Genomic DNA, 18,589 nt, shown 5'->3' with positions numbered 1-18,589 from the left:
GGGTCAGCCCCCTGGTCAGCCCAATGCCCGGGCCGGCTGGGCGACCTCGAGGAGCTCGCGCGCGTGCGCCAGCGCGGTGTCGGAGTCGGTAAGGCCGGCGAGCATGCGAGAGAGCTCGCGCTCCCGCTCCCCCGCGTCGAGGACGCTCAGGCCGGAGCTCGTGACGGTTCCGTCGTTGGACTTGGCGACCACGACGTGCCGGTCGGCGTACGCCGCGACCTGCGGCAGGTGGGTCACCACCAGCACCTGCGCGTCGCGGGCCAGCCGGGCCAGCCGGCGTCCCACCTCGACCGCGGCGGCGCCGCCCACACCGGCGTCGACCTCGTCGAAGACGAACGTCGGGACCGGGCTCGTGCCGGCGAGGGAGACCTCGAGGGCCAGCATCACGCGGGACAGCTCACCGCCGGAGGCACCCTTGTGCAGCGGTCGCGGTTCCGAGCCGGTGTTGGCAGCGAGGAGGAGCTCCACCTCGTCCACCCCGGAGGGGCCGAAGCGCAGCCAGCGCTCCCCCACCCGCAGCGGCGACCGACCGTCCTGGTCGGGCTCGTTGACCTCGCTCTGCCGGACCGCGACCTCGATGCGGGCGTGCGGCATGGCCAGCAGGGTCAGCTCGGCGGTCACCTCCTCGGCCAGCCTCGTCGCCGAGGACTGTCGCGCCTCGGAGAGCGCAGCCGCGGCCAGACCCAGCTCGAGACGCAGGCGCTCCTGCTCGACCCGCAGCTCCTCGATCCGCTCGTCGGTGTGGTCGAGCTCGAGCAGCCGGGTCGCCGAGGCCTGCGCCCAGGCCAGCACCTCGTCCACCGTGTCGCCGTACTTGCGGGTCAACGCCGTCAGCGCGGCCCGGCGCTCGGACACTGCGGCCAGGCGCGCCGGGTCGGTCTCCACCCGGGAGGCGTACGACGCCACGTCGGCGGCGACGTCGGACAGCAGGTAGGTGATCTCGGCGAGCCGGTCGGCGAGCTCGCCTGCCTCCGGGTCGTGCTCCCGCACCCCGTCCAGCTGGGTGCGGGCGGCCGCGGTGGTCGCGAGCGCGTCCGGCTGGTCCTGCTCGCTCGACAACGCCTCGCGCGCCTGCTCGGCGGCGGTGCGCAGGGTGTCGGCGAAGCCGAGTCGGGACTCCTCCGCAGCGAGCGTGGCGTCCTCGCCGGGCTCGGGCGAGACCGCCTCGATCTCGCCGAGCCCGAAGCGCAGCAGGTCGGCCTCCCGTGCCCGGTCCCGTGCCGTCGTGACGACCTCGTCGAGCTCTCGCTCGGTGGCCCCGAGGCGCTGGTAGAGGTCGGTGTAGGTGGCCAGCAGCTCGGCGGTGGCCTGCCCGCCGAAGCGGTCCAGGGCCTCACGCTGGGCCCGCGCGCGGAGCAGGCGGTGCTGGTCGGACTGTCCGTGGACCGCCACCAGCGGCTCGGCCACGTCCTGCAGCACCGAGACCGGCACCGCGGCCCCTCCGACGAAGGCCCGCGACCGCCCCTCGGCGGCCACGTTGCGCGCCAGCACGACCCGGTCGTCCTCGACCTCGCCGCCGGCGTCCTCCACCGCGGCGGCGAAGGGGGCGAGGCCGTCGACGCGGACCACACCTTCGACCCTGGCTGCCCTGGCACCCGACCGCACGGCGCCGCTGTCGGCACGACCGCCGAGCAGCAGGCCGAGGGCGGTGACGATCATGGTCTTGCCGGCGCCCGTCTCACCGGTGATGACGGTCAGGCCGGGTCCGAGCTCGAGCGTGGAGGACTCGATGATCCCCAGCGAGCCGATCCGGATCTCCTCAAGCATCGTGTCCCTCGGCCAGTCGGCGACGTCGTTCGCTCGAGCCGCGCCACCCCTCGACCGGCAGCCCGAACTTGGCGACCAGCCGGTCCGTGAACGGCGCCTCGTGGAGGCGGATCAGCCGCACCGGGCTGTGCCCGCGCCGGACCTCGATCCGCGCGCCGGGCGGCAGGTCCACCGCGCGACGGCCGTCGCACCAGAGCACCCCGGCGCCTTCGGTGCGCGCGAGCAGCTCGACGGCCAGCACGGACGTCGGCGCGACGACCATCGGCCGGGCGAAGAGCGCGTGCGCACTGATCGGAACCATGAGCAGGGCCTCGACCCCGGGCCAGACGACCGGGCCGCCGGCACTGAAGTTGTACGCCGTGGAGCCGGTCGGTGTCGCGCAGACCACACCGTCGCAGCCCCAGCGCGACAGGGGCCGGCCGTCGATCTCCACGACGACCTCGAGCATCCGCTCGCGGGCCGCCTTCTCGACGCTCGCCTCGTTCAGCGCGAACGTGCTGAACACGACCTCGCCGTCACGGTGGACGGTGACGTCGAGCGTGAGCCGCTCCTCGGTCGTGTAGCGCCGGTGCACGATCGCGTCGATGGTGGACTCGACGTCGTCGTGCTCGGCCTCGGCGAGGAATCCCACGTGCCCGAGGTTGACGCCCAGCACCGGCGTACCGCTGGCGTGGGTGAGCTCGGCGGCCCGCAGGATGGTCCCGTCGCCCCCGATCACGAGGGCGAGCTCGCAGTCGACCCCGGCACCGTCCTCGTCGGCCACGATCTCCAGCGGCGGGTCGAACTGACCGGTCTCCACGTCGAGGTCCTGTGCCTCGGCGGCCAGCAGCCGGACCGTGATGCCGTGACCGGTCAGTGCCTTGCAGAAGGCGCGCGCGACCTCGCGGGCCTCGTCACGCCCGGTGTGCGCCAGCAGCAGGACGCGGCGGCCCGTGACGTCGTCGGCCGTCTGGTCGGCTGGTCGGTGGTCGCTCACGGCTCCACCTTCTCACCCGGCACCCCCAACGGTGCGGCAGCCCGCACGACCTCCGTGATCCGGTCGGCGTCGATCTCGGCCGGGCCGCGGCGCAGCCACAGGAAGAACTCCACGTTTCCCGACGGGCCGGGCAGCGGGCTGGTCGTCACCATCCGTGCGCCCCACCCGCGGCGGGCAGCGGCATCCGCGACCGAGACGACGGCTTCGGCCCGCAGCGCCGGGTCGCGGACCACGCCGCCCTTGCCGACACGCTCCTTGCCGACCTCGAACTGGGGCTTGACCATGAGCGCCAGGTCACCCGACTCGGCAGTCACCCCGAGCAGCGCGTCCAGCACCAGCTCCAGCGAGATGAACGAGAGGTCGCCGACGACGAGGTCGACGGGGCCGCCGATGCTGTCGACGGACAGCTCTCGTACGTTCGTGCGGTCGTGCACGACGACGCGCTCGTCCTGCCGGAGCCGCCAGGCGAGCTGGCCGTAGCCGACATCGACCGCCACGACCTGAGCGGCGCCGTGCCTCAGCAGCACGTCGGTGAAGCCTCCCGTGGAGGCCCCGGCGTCCAGGCAGCGGCGACCCTTCACGACCAGGCCCGCGGGCTCGAAGGCCGCCAGCGCACCGGCCAGCTTGTGCCCACCGCGCGAGACGTAGTCCGGGCGGTCCGGGTCGTCGGCCACGACGATGGCGACGTCGGTGGTGACACCGGTCGCGGGCTTGGACGCCACGGCTCCGGAGACCTTCACGCGCCGGGCCGCGATCAGCTCGCTGGCGTGCTCGCGAGATCGGGCCAGGCCGCGTCGGACCAGCTCGGCGTCCAGACGCAGACGACGGGGTGGCACGAGATCAGGAGGGCCGGTCGGCCGGCGGTGCGGGCCGACCGGCGGCCGGCCTCTCGGGCCCGGGCTGGGAGTCGAGCGCCCGGCGGAGCTGCTCGTGGGCGGTCTCGAACACGCCCACGTGCTCCTCGATCGGCCGCTCCTCGAGCTCCTCCACAGCGGCGATGACGGCGTCGACGCTGTCCACGCCGGTCCGAACCTGCTCGGGCCGGGCGCTGTCGGGCGCCGGCTCGGCGGCGCCGGCCACCTGCGGGTCCTCACTCATGGGCCCGAGACTATCCCGCGTCGTGCCGGCTCACGGCAGCGGCGCTCGTACGTCGTCGACGCGAACCGGCTCCCCGGAGTCGTCGAGGTGGCGCCAGGCCGTCGCCGCGACCACGCGCCACCAGTCGGAGACGTCGCCATCGCCCTCGACGACGAGCCGGCCGCCCTCGACCCTCGCCGTCCATCCACCCAGAGCCGGGTCGCTCCCGTCCGCCTCGGGCGCGGCGTGCGCCTCCAGCAGCCCGGACAGGTCCGCGGCGACGTACGTCGGACGCTCCTCGGGGTCGGCCCCGACCAGCTCGTCGAGGCCGGTCACCCCCGTCATCACGAGCAGCGAGTCGAGGCCGGCGTTGACGGCGCCGGTGATGTCGGTGTCGAGCCGGTCCCCCACCATGAGCGGGCGGTCACCGCCCACGCGGCGCACCGTCTCGTCGAGCAGGGGCCGCTCGGGCTTGCCGGCGACCACGGGCTCGACCCCGCTGAACGAGGTCAAGGTCCTGACCAGGACGCCGTGCCCCGGCGCCACGCCGTACTCGGTGGGGAAGGTCAAGTCGGTGTTCGAGGCGACCCAGGGCAGGCCGTCCCGGATCCGTACGGCCGCCTGCATGATGTCGCGCCACACGACGTCTGGCCCGTAGCCGCTCACGACCGCCTGTGCCTCGTCGTGGACGGACACCGGCTTCAGATCCTCGGCCACCAACGCGTCCTCGAGCCCGGCGCCTCCCAGGAGCGCGACGTGCGCGCCCTGTCCGAACCGGTCCACGAGGAGGCGCGCGGCGGCCTGGGCCGAGGTGACCACGTCGGCGTCCCGCGCCTCGACCCCGAGCTCGCGCAGGTGCTCGGCCACCTGCTGGGGCGGCCGCGACGCGTTGTTGGTGATGAAGGCGAGCCGCATGCCCGCCTTGCGGGCCGCCGCCAGGTGGTCAGGAGCACCGGGCACGGCGTCCCCACCCACGTAGACCACGCCGTCGAGATCGAGCATGGCCAGGTCGTAGGCGTCGCAGAGCGGCCGGTCGGACGAGCCGAGCATGGAGACCTCCTCAAGGGTACGGACCTCGGGGCACCCTACGATGCTCCGATGGACGACAGCCTGGTGGTCACCCCGCCGTACCTGGCCGGGCCACTGCGCCTGCTGCCGTTCCGTGGCCTGATGCTGGCACCCACCCGCATCGGTGACCCCGGCGCAGCCCGGGCCTTCGCCCGACCCTACCGGGATGTGACGCGGCGACTCCGGCGCTGGGAGCAGCAGGGGCAGGTGCAGCACGACACCGAACCCGCCGTCTACCTGCACGAGTACACCTCGCGCGGGATCACCGTCCGGGGGCTGGTCGGCGCCCTCGACATCTCGCACCGCGCCCTGGACCGCGCCGACCGCGCTGTCTACCCCCACGAGGGCATCCACCCCCTGCAGGTGGCCGAGCTGGCCGAGCGCATGGTCGAGATGGAGATGAACCCGGCACCCATCCTGCTCGTGCACCGCGGGCACGCCGAGGCCAGGCAGATCATCCACGGGCTGCTGGCCACCCCTCCCGACCACGCCTTCACCGACCGCGGCGACCAGCAGCACCGGATCTGGGCGGTGCGGGACCCCGCCCAGCTCGCGGCCCTCGATGCAGCACTGGCCGATTCTCGGGCGCTCATCGCAGACGGCCATCACCGGTACGCCGCCTACATCCGGCTCCAGCAGCAGCACCCCGGTGGGGCCTACGACCTCGGCCTGGCCATGCTGGTCGACCAGGACGACACTCCCCTCTTCCTCGGCGCCATCCACCGGGTCTTCCCCGGCGTGGGTCTCGCGGATCTCGAGAGCGCCGCTGCCTCCAGGGGCGTGGGGTTCAGGACCTGCACCGAGGCCGAGGCTGTCGCCCTGCTGGGGCCCCAGACCTTGGTCGCCACCGACGGGAGCCACTGGGCCACCCTCCAGCTCGCCGTGCCGCGCACGCGCGCCGCCGTGGAGATCCTCCACGAAGAACTGGTTCCGGCCCTCGTGCACGACCCGGCCACGGTCGGTCGGCACCACTCGGTGGAGGACGCGATGGCGCACCTGGCGCAGGTCTCGGGGATCGCGATCCTGCTTCCCGCCCCCGACTTCGATCTGGTGCTCCGCATCGTCGCCGCGGACCGGCTGCTGCCGGAGAAGGCAACCTCGTTCCAGCCCAAGCCCAGCATGGGCGTGCTCATCCGCTCGCTGCGCGACGAGTGACCCGGCCCCCGCTCACCTCGATCTCGACCCGGGACGCCGCCGCCCCGCCGGCGCGGAAGAACCGCCGGCGCACGGCGCCGGTGATCTCGACCTGGTCCCCCTCGCGCCAGCTCGTCACCGACCTGCGCACCCGGCCGCCCCAGACCACGCACTCGAGGACGTCCACAGTCTGACGCGACCCGGCCCGGATGCTCTGCCGCGGCACGACGACCCGAAAGGTCCACAACGCATCACCACTGGGCAGGATCCGCTCCTCGGGCGCGGCCGAGATGCGCCCCACCAGGCGCACCTCGTTGACGGCAGCGACCTCGGGGTCGCCGGGATCCTGCTTCTTCTTCGTTGCCGGTGCGGACATCGCACATCACCTCCATGCACATCCCAGCGCCTGGCGGTGACATCGAGGTCGTTCGCCGGCGTGGCCTGTGCACGAGATCCGCCCTCGAGGGTCGCTGTGGACACTTGTCGGCTCCGGGCAGGGATGAATTGCTCTGTAAATGCAGGTAGGGCCACCCCGTGGGGGTGGCCCTACCTTGAATGTTTGTCCGGCGGCGTCCTACTCTCCCACAACCTCGCGGTTGCAGTACCATCGGCGCTGAAAGGCTTAACTTCCGGGTTCGGGATGGGACCGGGTGTTTCCCTTTCGCTATGGCCGCCGTAACTCTGGCGGAAACACACGCACCCAAAACCTTCGTTGGGGGTGTTTCCAAGCTCTTTGTTCAGTTGATCTGCTGAAGTGGAATTGTTTGTTCCACCTGGCCAACAATGGTTTGTTGGTTGGGAACTGCGTAGTGGACGCGGGCATCACCAGTCGATGTAGCCACATTGTGTTGTGGTGATGTGTGTGTGGGACAAGCCCTCGGCCTATTAGTACCGGTCGGCTGGGCATTACTGCTGTACACCTCCGGCCTATCAACCCAGTGTTCTGCTGGGGGCCTTACCCCATCGAGTGGGTGGGAAACCTCATCTTGAAACGTGCTTCCCGCTTAGATGCATTCAGCGGTTATCACTTCCGAACGTAGCCAACCAGCCGTGCCCCTGGCGGGACAACTGGCACACCAGAGGTTCGTCCATCCCGGTCCTCTCGTACTAGGGACAGCCTTTCTCAAGTTTCCTGCGCGCGCGGCGGATAGGGACCGAACTGTCTCACGACGTTCTAAACCCAGCTCGCGTGCCGCTTTAATGGGCGAACAGCCCAACCCTTGGGACCTACTCCAGCCCCAGGATGCGACGAGCCGACATCGAGGTGCCAAACCATCCCGTCGATATGGACTCTTGGGGAAGATCAGCCTGTTATCCCCGGGGTACCTTTTATCCGTTGAGCGACGTCGCTTCCACATGCCGACGCCGGATCACTAGTTCCGACTTTCGTCCCTGCTCGACATGTCTGTCTCACAGTCAAGCTCCCTTGTGCACTTACACTCAACACCTGATTGCCAACCAGGCTGAGGGAACCTTTGAGCGCCTCCGTTACATTTTAGGAGGCAACCGCCCCAGTTAAACTACCCATCAGGCACTGTCCCTGATCCGGATAACGGACCTAGGTTAGACATCTAGTACGACCAGAGTGGTATTTCAACGATGACTCCACAACCACTGGCGTGGCCGCTTCACAGTCTCCCACCTATCCTACACAAGCCGAACCAAACACCAATACCAAACTATAGTAAAGGTCCCGGGGTCTTTCCGTCCTGCCGCGCGTAACGAGCATCTTTACTCGTAGTGCAATTTCGCCGAGTCCACGGTTGAGACAGCGCCCAAGTCGTTACTCCATTCGTGCAGGTCGGAACTTACCCGACAAGGAATTTCGCTACCTTAGGATGGTTATAGTTACCACCGCCGTTTACTGGGGCTTAAGTTCTCAGCTTCGAACTTGCGTTCTTACCGGTCCCCTTAACCTTCCAGCACCGGGCAGGAGTCAGTCCGTATACATCGTCTTACAACTTCGCACGGACCTGTGTTTTTAGTAAACAGTCGCTTGGGCCTGGTCTCTGCGGCCATCACCGCTCCCACCGCTAGGGCGTTCACGGATCCGGCCCCCCTTCTCCCGAAGTTACGGGGGCATTTTGCCGAGTTCCTTAACCATGGTTTGCTCGATCGCCTTGGTATTCTCTACCTGATCACCTGAGTCGGTTTGGGGTACGGGCGGCGCGTAGCTCGCTAGAGGTTTTTCTCGACAGCATAGGATCATCCACTTCCCCCATACGGGGTCCCCATCACATCTCAGGCCCGACATCAAAGTCAGCCATCCGGATTTGCCTAGATGGCGCCCTACCTGCTTAGCCGTACACAACCATCGGTACGGTTGGACTACCTTCCTGCGTCACCCCATCGCTTGACTACTACCAGCTCGGGTCCCACGCTACGCCCAAGCGCCTCGCCCCGAAGGGTCCGGTCACCTGGGTTTCGGATGGTTAGCATCACCGGGTTCGTCATGGGCGCTACTTTGCCGGTACGGGAATATCAACCCGTTGTCCATCGACTACGCCTGTCGGCCTCGCCTTAGGTCCCGACTTACCCAGGGCAGATTAGCTTGACCCTGGAACCCTTGATCATTCGGCGGAAGAGTTTCTCACTCTTCATTCGCTACTCATGCCTGCATTCTCACTCGTGTCGCGTCCACCACTCGATCACTCGGCAGCTTCACTCGCGACACGACGCTCCCCTACCCATCCAGAGTTCTGAACCACGAAGGCTTGAATATTCTCTGAATGCCATAGCTTCGGCGGATGACTTGAGCCCCGCTACATTGTCGGCGCGGAATCACTTGACCAGTGAGCTATTACGCACTCTTTCAAGGGTGGCTGCTTCCAAGCCAACCTCCTGGTTGTCACTGCGACTCCACATCCTTTTCCACTTAGTCACCGCTTAGGGGCCTTAGCTGATGGTCTGGGCTGTTTCCCTCTCGACTACGGAGCTTATCCCCCGCAGTCTCACTGCTGCGCTCTCACTTACCGGCATTCGGAGTTTGGCTAACGTCAGTAACCTGGTAGGGCCCATCGGCTATCCAGTGCTCTACCTCCGGCAAGAAACACGCAACGCTGCACCTAAATGCATTTCGGGGAGAACCAGCTATCACGAAGTTTGATTGGCCTTTCACCCCTATCCACAGGTCATCCCCTCAGTTTTCAACCTAAGTGGGTTCGGTCCTCCACGTCGTCTTACCGACGCTTCAACCTGCCCATGGATAGATCACTTCGCTTCGGGTCTTGATCGTGCTACTCAAACGCCCTATTCGGACTCGCTTTCGCTACGGCTTCCCCACACGGGTTAACCTCGCAACACAACGCAAACTCGCAGGCTCATTCTTCAAAAGGCACGCCGTCACAACCCACAAGGGATCGCTCCGACGGATTGTAGGCACATGGTTTCAGGTACTATTTCACTCCCCGCCAGGGGTACTTTTCACCTTTCCCTCACGGTACTTGTCCGCTATCGGTCATCAAGGAGTATTTAGGCTTAACGGGTGGTCCCGCCAGATTCACACGGAATTTCAGGGGTTCCGTGTTACTTGGGATAACACTCAACAGTCACGGGCTTACCTCTACGGGGCTATCACCCTCTACGGCGCCACTTTCCAATGGACTTCAACTTCACCCGTGATTTCTCACTGTTCGACTCACCGGCAGATGAACCAGAATGCTCCCACAACCCCCGCTACGCAACCCCTGCCGGGTATCACACGCAACGGGTTTGGCCTCATCCGATTTCGCTCGCCACTACTCTCGGAATCACTATTGTTTTCTCTTCCTGTGGGTACTGAGATGTTTCACTTCCCCACGTTCCCTCCACACACCCTATATATTCAGGCGCGGGTAACTGGACATGACTCCAGCTGGGTTTCCCCATTCGGACACCCCCGGATCACAGCTCGGTTGCCAACTCCCCAGGGCTTATCGCAGGCTCCTACGTCCTTCATCGGCTCTTGATGCCAAGGCATCCACCATGTGCCCTTCATAGCTTGTCTCACAAACACAACACGACAACAACTACTACTACAAAGACACACACCAACACCCCCCAATCAAAGGGGCATCAGTGCACACACCACACACCAGCTCTCACCGGTGCGCGATGCAAGATGCTCGCGTCCACTATGCAGATCTCAAACAACAAACCCACCAAGCCCAACCCCACACCACCCAGGTGCGGGACCGGCCAAGGAGGCCCAGAAGACTCAGTTGCCTGATCCTTCAGGACCCAACAGTGTGCCAACCCCACCCCCAGCAGCGACCGCACCAGGTTCCACACCCACCAGCCGAAGCTGGACAGGCAGTACTGAGGCACGACCACCCACCCGGGGCGATCCTTCATCGACGATTCCACTAGTGAACACCACCAATGCCACCCAGACGCTTCGTGACCGAACGGCCAGCTGGATGTGCGGGGCATGTGCTCCTTAGAAAGGAGGTGATCCAGCCGCACCTTCCGGTACGGCTACCTTGTTACGACTTCGTCCCAATCGCCAGCCCCACCTTCGACGGCTCCCTCCCACAAGGGGTTAGGCCACCGGCTTCGGGTGTTGCCGACTTTCGTGACGTGACGGGCGGTGTGTACAAGGCCCGGGAACGTATTCACCGCAGCGTTGCTGATCTGCGATTACTAGCGACTCCGACTTCATGGGGTCGAGTTGCAGACCCCAATCCGAACTGAGACCGGCTTTTTGGGATTCGCTCCGCCTTACAGCATCGCAGCCCTTTGTACCGGCCATTGTAGCATGCGTGAAGCCCTGGACATAAGGGGCATGATGACTTGACGTCATCCCCACCTTCCTCCGAGTTGACCCCGGCAGTCTCCTATGAGTCCCCGGCATGACCCGCTGGCAACATAGGACGAGGGTTGCGCTCGTTGCGGGACTTAACCCAACATCTCACGACACGAGCTGACGACAGCCATGCACCACCTGTATACCGACTAAAAGGGGCTCTATCTCTAGAGCTTTCCGGCATATGTCAAACCCAGGTAAGGTTCTTCGCGTTGCATCGAATTAATCCGCATGCTCCGCCGCTTGTGCGGGCCCCCGTCAATTCCTTTGAGTTTTAGCCTTGCGGCCGTACTCCCCAGGCGGGGCGCTTAATGCGTTAGCTGCGGCACGGAACCCGTGGAATGGATCCCACACCTAGCGCCCAACGTTTACGGTGTGGACTACCAGGGTATCTAATCCTGTTCGCTCCCCACACTTTCGCTCCTCAGCGTCAGGACATGCCCAGAGAACCGCCTTCGCCACCGGTGTTCCTCCTGATATCTGCGCATTTCACCGCTACACCAGGAATTCCGTTCTCCCCTGCATGCCTCTAGTCTGCCCGTATCGGAAGCAAGCCATGAGTTAAGCCCATGGTTTTCACTCCCGACGCGACAAACCGCCTACGAGCCCTTTACGCCCAATAATTCCGGACAACGCTCGCACCCTACGTATTACCGCGGCTGCTGGCACGTAGTTGGCCGGTGCTTCTTCTGTACCTACCGTCACTTGCGCTTCGTCGGTACTGAAAGAGGTTTACAACCCGAAGGCCGTCATCCCTCACGCGGCGTTGCTGGATCAGGCTTCCGCCCATTGTCCAATATTCCCCACTGCTGCCTCCCGTAGGAGTCTGGGCCGTGTCTCAGTCCCAGTGTGGCCGGTCACCCTCTCAGGCCGGCTACCCGTCGAAGCCTTGGTAGGCCATTACCCCACCAACAAGCTGATAGGCCGCGAGCACATCCTCCACCGAAAAAACTTTCCACCAACACCACATGCGCAGGTTGGTCGTATCGGGTATTAGCCACCGTTTCCGGTAGTTATCCCCAAGTGAAGGGCAGATTACTCACGTGTTACTCACCCGTTCGCCGCTCGAGTACCCCCGAAAGGGCCTTTCCGCTCGACTTGCATGTGTTAAGCACGCCGCCAGCGTTCGTCCTGAGCCAGGATCAAACTCTCCGTTGAAAAACAACACCCACAACCACCCCAAAAAAGAGTAGCCGCGGGAAAAAGAGATGCCTGACAGGAGACACTGACAAATTGTCAGAATCATTGTCAAAGAAACCATCAACCAACACCAGGCAAAACCTAGAATCAGTCAACGGGGCATTACAAACTAATTCGTCGACTATGACACACTGTTGAGTTCTCAAGAATCAGACGCACACCGTCCCGACCCTTGCGGGCCAGCGGCGGGGCAACCTGCAGAAACTTACCGGTTCGGATCCTGCTCGTCAACTCGGGGCTGACCGGGCCGGATCTCCACTGCTGAAGCTCCTGGTCGAGGCGCGCCGCACCCACATCGTTCTGGCCTCTCAGCCTGGTGTGGGAGCCGCTTGCCGCGACGAGAAGAACAGTAGCAGCGCGTCGGCCGAGTGCCAAAATCAGTTCTCGTGATCGCGCATGCGGCGGACGACGAGGGGGTATAGGCGGCGCTCACCGGGGCTTCGCGGGTCGGTACGCGGAGACGCTCCGCTCCCCCGGGATCCAGAACCGCCAGGGTCGGTCCGGTGCTCCGCGCAGACCGACCCGGGGTCCCGTGGAGTACTCCCCGACCGGCTCCGCCAACGCCAACGTCAGGCTCCCGGAGGCGGTGAGGTCGACCCCGTCGTGCGTGAGCTCGATGCCCAGCGCCCGGCAGAGCCGCGCAGGTCCTCGGGCCAGGTCCCGGTCAGGCGCGCCGGGCCGGCGCGAGCGTGCGACGTCGATCCCTCCGACGACCTCGCCGGCCCGGACGAGCACCGCGCTCGCCTGCTCCTCGGGTCCGCAGACGATGTTGCTGCACACGTGCATGCCGTAGGTGAAGTAGCAGTACAGGCGCCCGGGCGGTCCGAACATCGTCGCGTTGCGGGGCGTGCGGCCGCGGTAGGCGTGCGACCCGGGGTCGTCCGGACCGGCGTACGCCTCCACCTCGGTGAGCCGGACCTCGACGTCGCCGTGACGGAGCACCGCGCCGAGCAGCAGCGGGGCGACCTCGATCGCCGGCCGCTCGAGCACGCTCCGCAGCTCGTCTGGCCCCACCATCGGCTCGCGGCTCCTCAGGAACCCAGGCGATCCCGGTGCGCGGCGACGGCACGGGTCAGCTCGTCGAGCTGCTCCCGCACCCGGTCGGGCGCGGTGCCGCCGCGCCCGTTCCGGGAGGCCACCGAGCCCTCGGCGGTCAGCACGTCGCGCACCGCCGGCGTGAGCTGCGGGGAGATCTCGGCGAACTGCTCGTCGGTCAGCTCGTGCAGCTCGACGCCCAGCTCCTCGCAGCGGCGCACACACGCTCCGGCCACCTCGTGGGCGACCCGGAACGGGACGCCCTCACGCACCAGCCACTCCGCGACGTCGGTGGCCAGCGAGAACCCCTGAGGGGCGAGCTCGGCCATCCGGGCGGCGTTGAAGGTGAGCGTCGCGACCATCCCCGTGAACGCGGGCAGCAGGACCTCGAGGGTGTCGACGGAGTCGAAGACCGGCTCCTTGTCCTCCTGCAGGTCGCGGTTGTAGGCCAGCGGGAGAGCCTTCAGCGTCGCCATGACGCCGCTCAGGTTGCCGATCAGGCGGCCGGCCTTGCCCCGCGCCAGCTCGGCGATGTCGGGGTTCTTCTTCTGCGGCATGATGCTCGACCCCGTCGACCAGGAGTCGTGCAGCGTCACGAAGTCGAACTCCCGGGTCGACCAGAGGATGACCTCCTCCGCGAACCGGCTCACGTCCACGCCCACCATCGCGGTCACGAAGGCGAACTCGGCCACGAAGTCGCGAGCCGCGGTGCCGTCGATGGAGTTGGCGCTGGACCCGGTGAAGCCCAGCTCGGCCGCCACGGCCTCCGGGTCCAGGCCCAGGCTCGAGCCGGCCAGGGCTCCCGAGCCGTACGGCGACTCCGCGGCCACCCGGGTGTCCCAGTCGCGCAGCCGGTCGACGTCGCGCACCAGCGGCCAGGCGTGTGCGAGGAGGTGGTGGGCCAGCAGCACCGGCTGCGCGTGCTGGAGGTGCGTGCGCCCCGGCATGATCACGTCCAGGTGACCGCGAGCCTGGACGGCCAGCGCCTCGGCCAGGTCGAGCACCTGCCCGGCGACGACCGCCGCGTGGTCGCGCAGGAACGCCTTGAAGAGCGTGGCCACCTGGTCGTTGCGGCTCCGGCCGGCGCGCAGCCGGCCGCCGACCTCCGGGCCGACCTCCTCGAGCAGCAGCCGCTCGAGCGCGCCGTGCACGTCCTCGTCGGAGGGATCCGGCTGGAGCGAGCCGTCGGCGTACCGCTCCCCCAGCGCGTCCAGGCCGCGGTGCAGCTCGGCCAGGTCGGCGTCGGTCAGCAGACCGGCGGCGTGCAGCACGTTCGCGTGGGCGTGCGAGCCCGCCAGGTCGTAGGGCGTCAGCCGCCAGTCGAAGTGCGTCGACCGGGACAGCGCCTCGAGCTCCGGTGACGGGCCGCCGGCGAACCGGCCGCCCCACAGCTTGCCCTCGTTGGTGGTCCCCATCAGTCGGTACCGAACTCCATGGCCGCATTGTCGAGGGCCTGGTCGCCGGTGTCGCCCTCCGCCGCGGGGTTCTGCGCGATCCGCGCGTAGCCGCCCGGCTCGAGCTCGCCGTACAGGGTGCCGTTCTCGACCAGCACCTGGCCCTGGTCCAGCGGCTGCGCGGCGTACGCCTCGAGCTTGTCGCGCGAGTCGGCGATGTCGAGGTTGCGCATCGTGAGCTGGCCGATCCGGTCGAGGGGCCCGAAGGCGGCGTTGTGGGTGCGCTCCATCGACAGCTTGTCCGGGTGGTAGGAGAAGTGGTCGCCGGAGGTGCGCAGGATCGTGTAGTCCTCGCCGCGGCGCAGGCGGAGCGTGACCTCGCCGGTGACCAGCGAGGCGATCCAGCGCTGGATGGACTCGCGCAGCATCAGCGCCTGCGGGTCGAGCCAGCGACCCTGGTAGAGCAGGACGCCGAGGCGCCGGCCCTCGGCGTGGTAGTTGGCGATCGTGTCCTCGTTGTGGACGGCGTTCAGCAGCCGCTCGTAGGCGATCCAGAGCAGGGCCATCGCCGGCGCCTCGTAGATGCCGCGCGACTTGGCCTCGATGATCCGGTTCTCGATCTGGTCGGACATGCCGAGACCGTGGCGACCTCCGATCACGTTGGCCTCGTGGACCAGCGCGACCGCGTCGTCGTAGTGCGTGCCGTTGATCGCCACCGGGCGGCCGGCCTCGAAGCGGATCGTGACGTCCTCGGTGGGGATCTCCACGGCCGGGTCCCAGAACTTCACACCCATGATCGGCTCGACCGTCTCCAGCGAGACGTCGAGGTGCTCCAGGGTCTTGGCCTCGTGGGTGGCGCCCCAGATGTTGGCGTCGGTGGAGTAGGCCTTCTCCTGGCTGTCGCGGTAGGGCAGGTCCCGCTCGGTGAGCCACTGGCTCATCTCGGTGCGGCCGCCGAGCTCGTGGACGAAGTCGGCGTCCAGCCACGGCTTGTAGATCCGCAGCGCCGGGTTGGCGAGCAGGCCGTAGCGGTAGAAGCGCTCGATGTCGTTGCCCTTGAACGTCGAGCCGTCGCCCCAGATGTCGACGCCGTCCTCGTGCATGGCCCGGACCAGCATGGTCCCGGTGACGGCGCGACCCAGCGGCGTGGTGTTGAAGTAGGCACGGCTTGCTGAACGGATGTGGAAGGCGCCGCACGCGATCGCGGCCAGACCCTCCTCGACCAGCTGGGTGCGGCAGTCCACCGCGCGGGCGATCTCGGCGCCGTACTGGAGGGCGCGGGCGGGGACACCGGAGATGTCGGGCTCGTCGTACTGCCCAATGTCGGCGGTGTAGGTGCACGGCACGGCGCCCTTGGCCCGCATCCAGGCCACGGCCACCGAGGTGTCGAGGCCGCCGGAGAACGCGATGCCGACGCGCTCGCCCTTCGGGAGGGAGGTCAGGACCTTGCTCATGAGTGATTCCTTGCGTTCGAGGGTGTCGACGGACCGACCGGGTCGGCCGTCGGGACGGGTGTGGGTCAGGGCGCCGGCGACGTGTGGCTGTCGGCCAGCGCCAGGATTCGTCGGGCCAGGCCGTCGCCGCCCACGGGGTCGCGGCTGATCAGGAGCACGGTGTCGTCGCCGGCGATGGTCCCCAGCAGGTCGGGGAGCTCGGACCGGTCGAACGCCGAGGCGAGATACTGGGCCGCGCCGGGCGGCGTGCGGAGCACGACCATGTTGGCGCTCGCCTCAGCGCTGACCAGCAGCTCCTCGAGCATCCGGCCGAGGCGGTGCGTCGCAGCAGCGGTCTCCCCCGGGGCCGCGGGCCGCCGGTCCCCGCCCTCGGCGGGGACCGCGTAGACCAGCGCGCCGGAGGCGGTGCGGATCTTGACGGCGTCCAGCTCGACCAGGTCGCGCGACAGCGTCGCCTGGGTGACCCGGAGCCCGCTCTCCGCGAGGAGGTCGGCGAGCTCGCCCTGCGAGCGCACCTCGTGCTGGGTGACCAGCTCGACGATGCGCCGGTGCCGCGCGTTCTTGGTCGTCGGCCGCAGGGACGCGTCACTCATCGCGCGCCTCCAGCAGCCAGGTGAGCACCGCCTTCTGCACGTGCCGCCGGTTCTCCGCCTCGTCCCACACCACGCTCTGGGGGCCGTCGAGCACCGCGGCGTCGATCTCCTTGCCGCGGTACGCCGGCAGGCAGTGCAGGACCACAGCGTCCGGCTTCGCGCCGGACATCAGGCGCTCGGTCACCCGGTGGGCGGCGAACACCTCGCTGCGCTGCGCGGCCTCGGACTCCTTGCCCATCGAGACCCAGGTGTCGGTGACGACCACGTCGGCGCCGGCGACCGCGACGTCGGGGTCGGGGACGAGCACGGCCGAGCCGCCGGTGCCCGCGGCGATCTTGGCGGCCGCCTCGACCATCTCGGGACCGGGCTCGTAGCCCTGCGGCGAGCTGACGCGCACGTGCATGCCCGCCGTGGCGCCGGCCAGCAGCCAGGAGTTGCCCATGTTGCAGGCACCGTCGCCGACGAACGCGACTGTCAGGCCGGCCAGGTCGCCCTTGTGCTCGCGGACGGTCAGCAGGTCGGCCAGCAGCTGGCAAGGGTGGAAGTCATCGGTGAGGGCGTTGACGACCGGCACGCCGGCGTGGGCGGCCATCGCCTCCAGCCTCGCCTGCTCGAACGTGCGCCACACGATGACCGACGCCTGCCGGCCGAGCACCCGGGCGACGTCCTCGACGGACTCGCGCACGCCGATCCCGGCCAGCGTCCCGTCGACGAGCATCGGGAAGCCGCCGAGCTCGGCGATGCCCGCGGCGAACGAGGCCTGGGTGCGCAGGGTCGGCTTGTCGAAGACCATCGCCACGGTGCGCGGGCCGGCGAGCGGACCGGGGTGGCGCAGGTCGTCGTACGGCGCGGCCTTGAGCTCGGCGGCGAGGTCGAGGATCCGGGCCTGCTCGGCCGGGCTCAGGTCGTCGTCGCGCAGGAGGTGCCGGGTCATGGCGCCTCACCCATGCCCTCGTCGAGGATCGCCGGCCAGGCGGCCAGGAACGCGTCGACGTCGGCCCGTGTCAGCACCAGCGGGGGCGCGAGCCGGATCCGGTGCGGCGTCGGGTTGTTGATGATGAAGCCCTGCCGCAGTGCGGCGGCGGTGACGTCCGCGGACTTCTCCCCGGCCAGGTCGAGGCCGATGAGCAGCCCCTCGCCCCGGACCTCGGTGACCCGCGGGTCGGCTGCCAGGCCGTCCCGGAGCAGCTGACCGACCTCGGCGACGTGGGCGAGCAGCCCGTCGTCCTCGATGGTGTCGATGACCGCCAGCGCGGCCGCGCACGCCACCGGGTTGCCGCCGAAGGTGGTGCCGTGGTTGCCCGGCTGCAGCAGGCTCCCCGCGTCACCCAGGGCGATGCACGCACCGATCGGGATCCCCCCGGCGAGGCCCTTGGCCACCGTGACCAGGTCGGGAGTGATGCCGGAGGGCTCGTGGGCGAACCAGCGTCCGGTGCGGCCGATGCCGGTCTGCACCTCGTCGAGCCACAGCAGGGCGCCGTGCCGGGTGGTGACCTCGCGGGCGACCTCGAGGTAGCCGGCCGGCGGCACCACCACGCCCGCCTCGCCCTGGACGGGCTCGAGCAGCACCGCCGCGGTCTCGTCGGTCACGGCCGCGGCCAGGGCGTCGGCGTCGCCGTACGGCACGAACGTGACGTGACCGGGGAGCGGCTCGAACGGGGTCCGGTAGGCCTCCTTCGAGGTGAGCGCGAGGGCGCCCATGGTGCGGCCGTGGAAGCCGCCCTCGGCGACCACGACGTGGGTGCGGCCGGTGCGGCGGGTGAGCTTGAAGGCGGCCTCGTTGGCCTCCGCGCCCGAGTTGGCGAAGAACACCCGACCCTCCGCCCCGAGGAGGGAGAGCAGCCTCTCGGCCAGCCGGACCTGCGGCTCGCTGGCGAAGAAGTTGGAGATGTGGCCGAGGGTGCCGAGCTGCCCGGTCACCGCCTCGACCAGCGAGGGGTGGGCGTGGCCGAGGGAGTTCACGGCGATGCCACCGAGGAGGTCGACGTACTCCTTGCCGTCGGCGTCCCAGACGTGGGCGCCCTGCCCGCGGACCAGCGTGAGCTTGGGCGGGCCGAAGGTGTTCATCAGCGCGCCGGCGTACCGGTCCTGCCAGGTCTTCTGCAGCG

Annotated in this window: 13 protein-coding genes and 3 rRNA genes; 1 reads left to right on the top strand and 15 read right to left on the bottom strand. The window is 68.0% G+C overall.

Features of this window, described 5'->3' with window-relative positions; all coding sequences use genetic code 11:
• Positions 1 to 15: 15 nt before the first annotated feature.
• From recN to ACZ43H_RS06960, 5 genes are read right to left on the bottom strand one after another with little or no spacing between them, the layout of a single operon-like run.
• Positions 16 to 1,767: a DNA repair protein RecN gene (recN, locus tag ACZ43H_RS06980; RefSeq protein ID WP_464588854.1), complete on the bottom strand. Its 1,752-nt coding sequence runs from the start codon at positions 1,765 to 1,767 to the stop codon at positions 16 to 18.
• Complete coding sequence (locus ACZ43H_RS06975; RefSeq protein WP_464588852.1) at positions 1,760 to 2,743, bottom strand: NAD kinase; 984 nt, start codon at positions 2,741 to 2,743, stop codon at positions 1,760 to 1,762. Before ACZ43H_RS06975 ends, recN begins: the two co-directional genes overlap by 8 nt.
• On the bottom strand, positions 2,740 to 3,579 hold the full coding sequence (locus ACZ43H_RS06970) for a TlyA family RNA methyltransferase (protein ID WP_464588851.1): 840 nt from the start codon (positions 3,577 to 3,579) through the stop codon (positions 2,740 to 2,742). Before ACZ43H_RS06970 ends, ACZ43H_RS06975 begins: the two co-directional genes overlap by 4 nt.
• Positions 3,580 to 3,583: 4 nt before the next feature.
• The gene (locus ACZ43H_RS06965) at positions 3,584 to 3,841 is read right to left on the bottom strand and encodes a hypothetical protein (protein ID WP_464588849.1); all 258 of its coding nucleotides are present in this window, start codon (positions 3,839 to 3,841) and stop codon (positions 3,584 to 3,586) included.
• A 30-nt stretch (positions 3,842 to 3,871) separates the two neighbouring features.
• On the bottom strand, positions 3,872 to 4,870 hold the full coding sequence (locus ACZ43H_RS06960) for an HAD-IIA family hydrolase (protein ID WP_464588847.1): 999 nt from the start codon (positions 4,868 to 4,870) through the stop codon (positions 3,872 to 3,874).
• Between the two features lie 48 nt (positions 4,871 to 4,918).
• Here ACZ43H_RS06960 and ACZ43H_RS06955 point away from each other — a divergent pair, with 48 nt between their 5' ends.
• A complete protein-coding gene (locus tag ACZ43H_RS06955) occupies positions 4,919 to 6,043 on the top strand; it encodes a DUF1015 family protein (protein ID WP_464588846.1) in 1,125 nt (374 codons plus the stop codon).
• Here the strand turns inward: ACZ43H_RS06955 and ACZ43H_RS06950 are convergent.
• The 10 genes from ACZ43H_RS06950 to ACZ43H_RS06905 form a co-directional block, all read right to left on the bottom strand.
• Positions 6,018 to 6,398, bottom strand: coding sequence for a single-stranded DNA-binding protein (locus ACZ43H_RS06950; RefSeq protein WP_464588845.1), 381 nt, complete (start codon positions 6,396 to 6,398; stop codon positions 6,018 to 6,020). The two genes, ACZ43H_RS06955 and ACZ43H_RS06950, sit on opposite strands and share 26 nt — an antisense overlap.
• A 185-nt stretch (positions 6,399 to 6,583) precedes the next feature.
• Positions 6,584 to 6,700: ribosomal RNA gene (rrf, locus tag ACZ43H_RS06945) — 5S ribosomal RNA — on the bottom strand.
• 187 nt (positions 6,701 to 6,887) lie between these two features.
• Positions 6,888 to 10,007: ribosomal RNA gene (locus ACZ43H_RS06940) — 23S ribosomal RNA — on the bottom strand.
• 436 nt (positions 10,008 to 10,443) lie between these two features.
• Positions 10,444 to 11,963 (bottom strand): 16S ribosomal RNA (locus ACZ43H_RS06935).
• The 16S, 23S and 5S rRNA genes sit together here, the layout of an rRNA operon.
• A gap of 471 nt (positions 11,964 to 12,434) precedes the next feature.
• Positions 12,435 to 13,022 (bottom strand): DNA-3-methyladenine glycosylase, encoded by a 588-nt coding sequence (locus ACZ43H_RS06930; RefSeq protein ID WP_464588843.1) that lies wholly within the window; start codon positions 13,020 to 13,022, stop codon positions 12,435 to 12,437.
• A gap of 14 nt (positions 13,023 to 13,036) precedes the next feature.
• A complete protein-coding gene (gene argH / locus ACZ43H_RS06925; protein ID WP_464588841.1) occupies positions 13,037 to 14,455 on the bottom strand; it encodes an argininosuccinate lyase in 1,419 nt (472 codons plus the stop codon).
• Entirely contained in the window at positions 14,455 to 15,888 is a 1,434-nt protein-coding gene (gene argG / locus ACZ43H_RS06920; protein WP_464588839.1) for an argininosuccinate synthase, read from the bottom strand. The genes argH and argG overlap by 1 nt, the downstream gene beginning before the upstream one ends.
• 65 nt (positions 15,889 to 15,953) lie before the next feature.
• Positions 15,954 to 16,481 carry an arginine repressor gene (locus tag ACZ43H_RS06915; RefSeq protein ID WP_464588837.1) on the bottom strand — a complete coding sequence of 176 codons (528 nt, stop codon included), beginning with the start codon at positions 16,479 to 16,481 and terminating at the stop codon, positions 15,954 to 15,956.
• Positions 16,474 to 17,415 (bottom strand): ornithine carbamoyltransferase, encoded by a 942-nt coding sequence (gene argF / locus ACZ43H_RS06910; protein ID WP_464588836.1) that lies wholly within the window; start codon positions 17,413 to 17,415, stop codon positions 16,474 to 16,476. The genes ACZ43H_RS06915 and argF overlap by 8 nt, the downstream gene beginning before the upstream one ends.
• On the bottom strand, positions 17,412 to 18,548 hold the full coding sequence (locus ACZ43H_RS06905; protein ID WP_464590755.1) for an acetylornithine transaminase: 1,137 nt from the start codon (positions 18,546 to 18,548) through the stop codon (positions 17,412 to 17,414). The genes argF and ACZ43H_RS06905 overlap by 4 nt, the downstream gene beginning before the upstream one ends.
• Positions 18,549 to 18,589 lie beyond the last annotated feature (41 nt).

Source organism: Nocardioides sp. DN36 (assembly GCF_055380375.1).
Note: the sequence above shows the minus strand (reverse complement) of the source record. Positions and strands in the feature narration are given on the sequence as shown.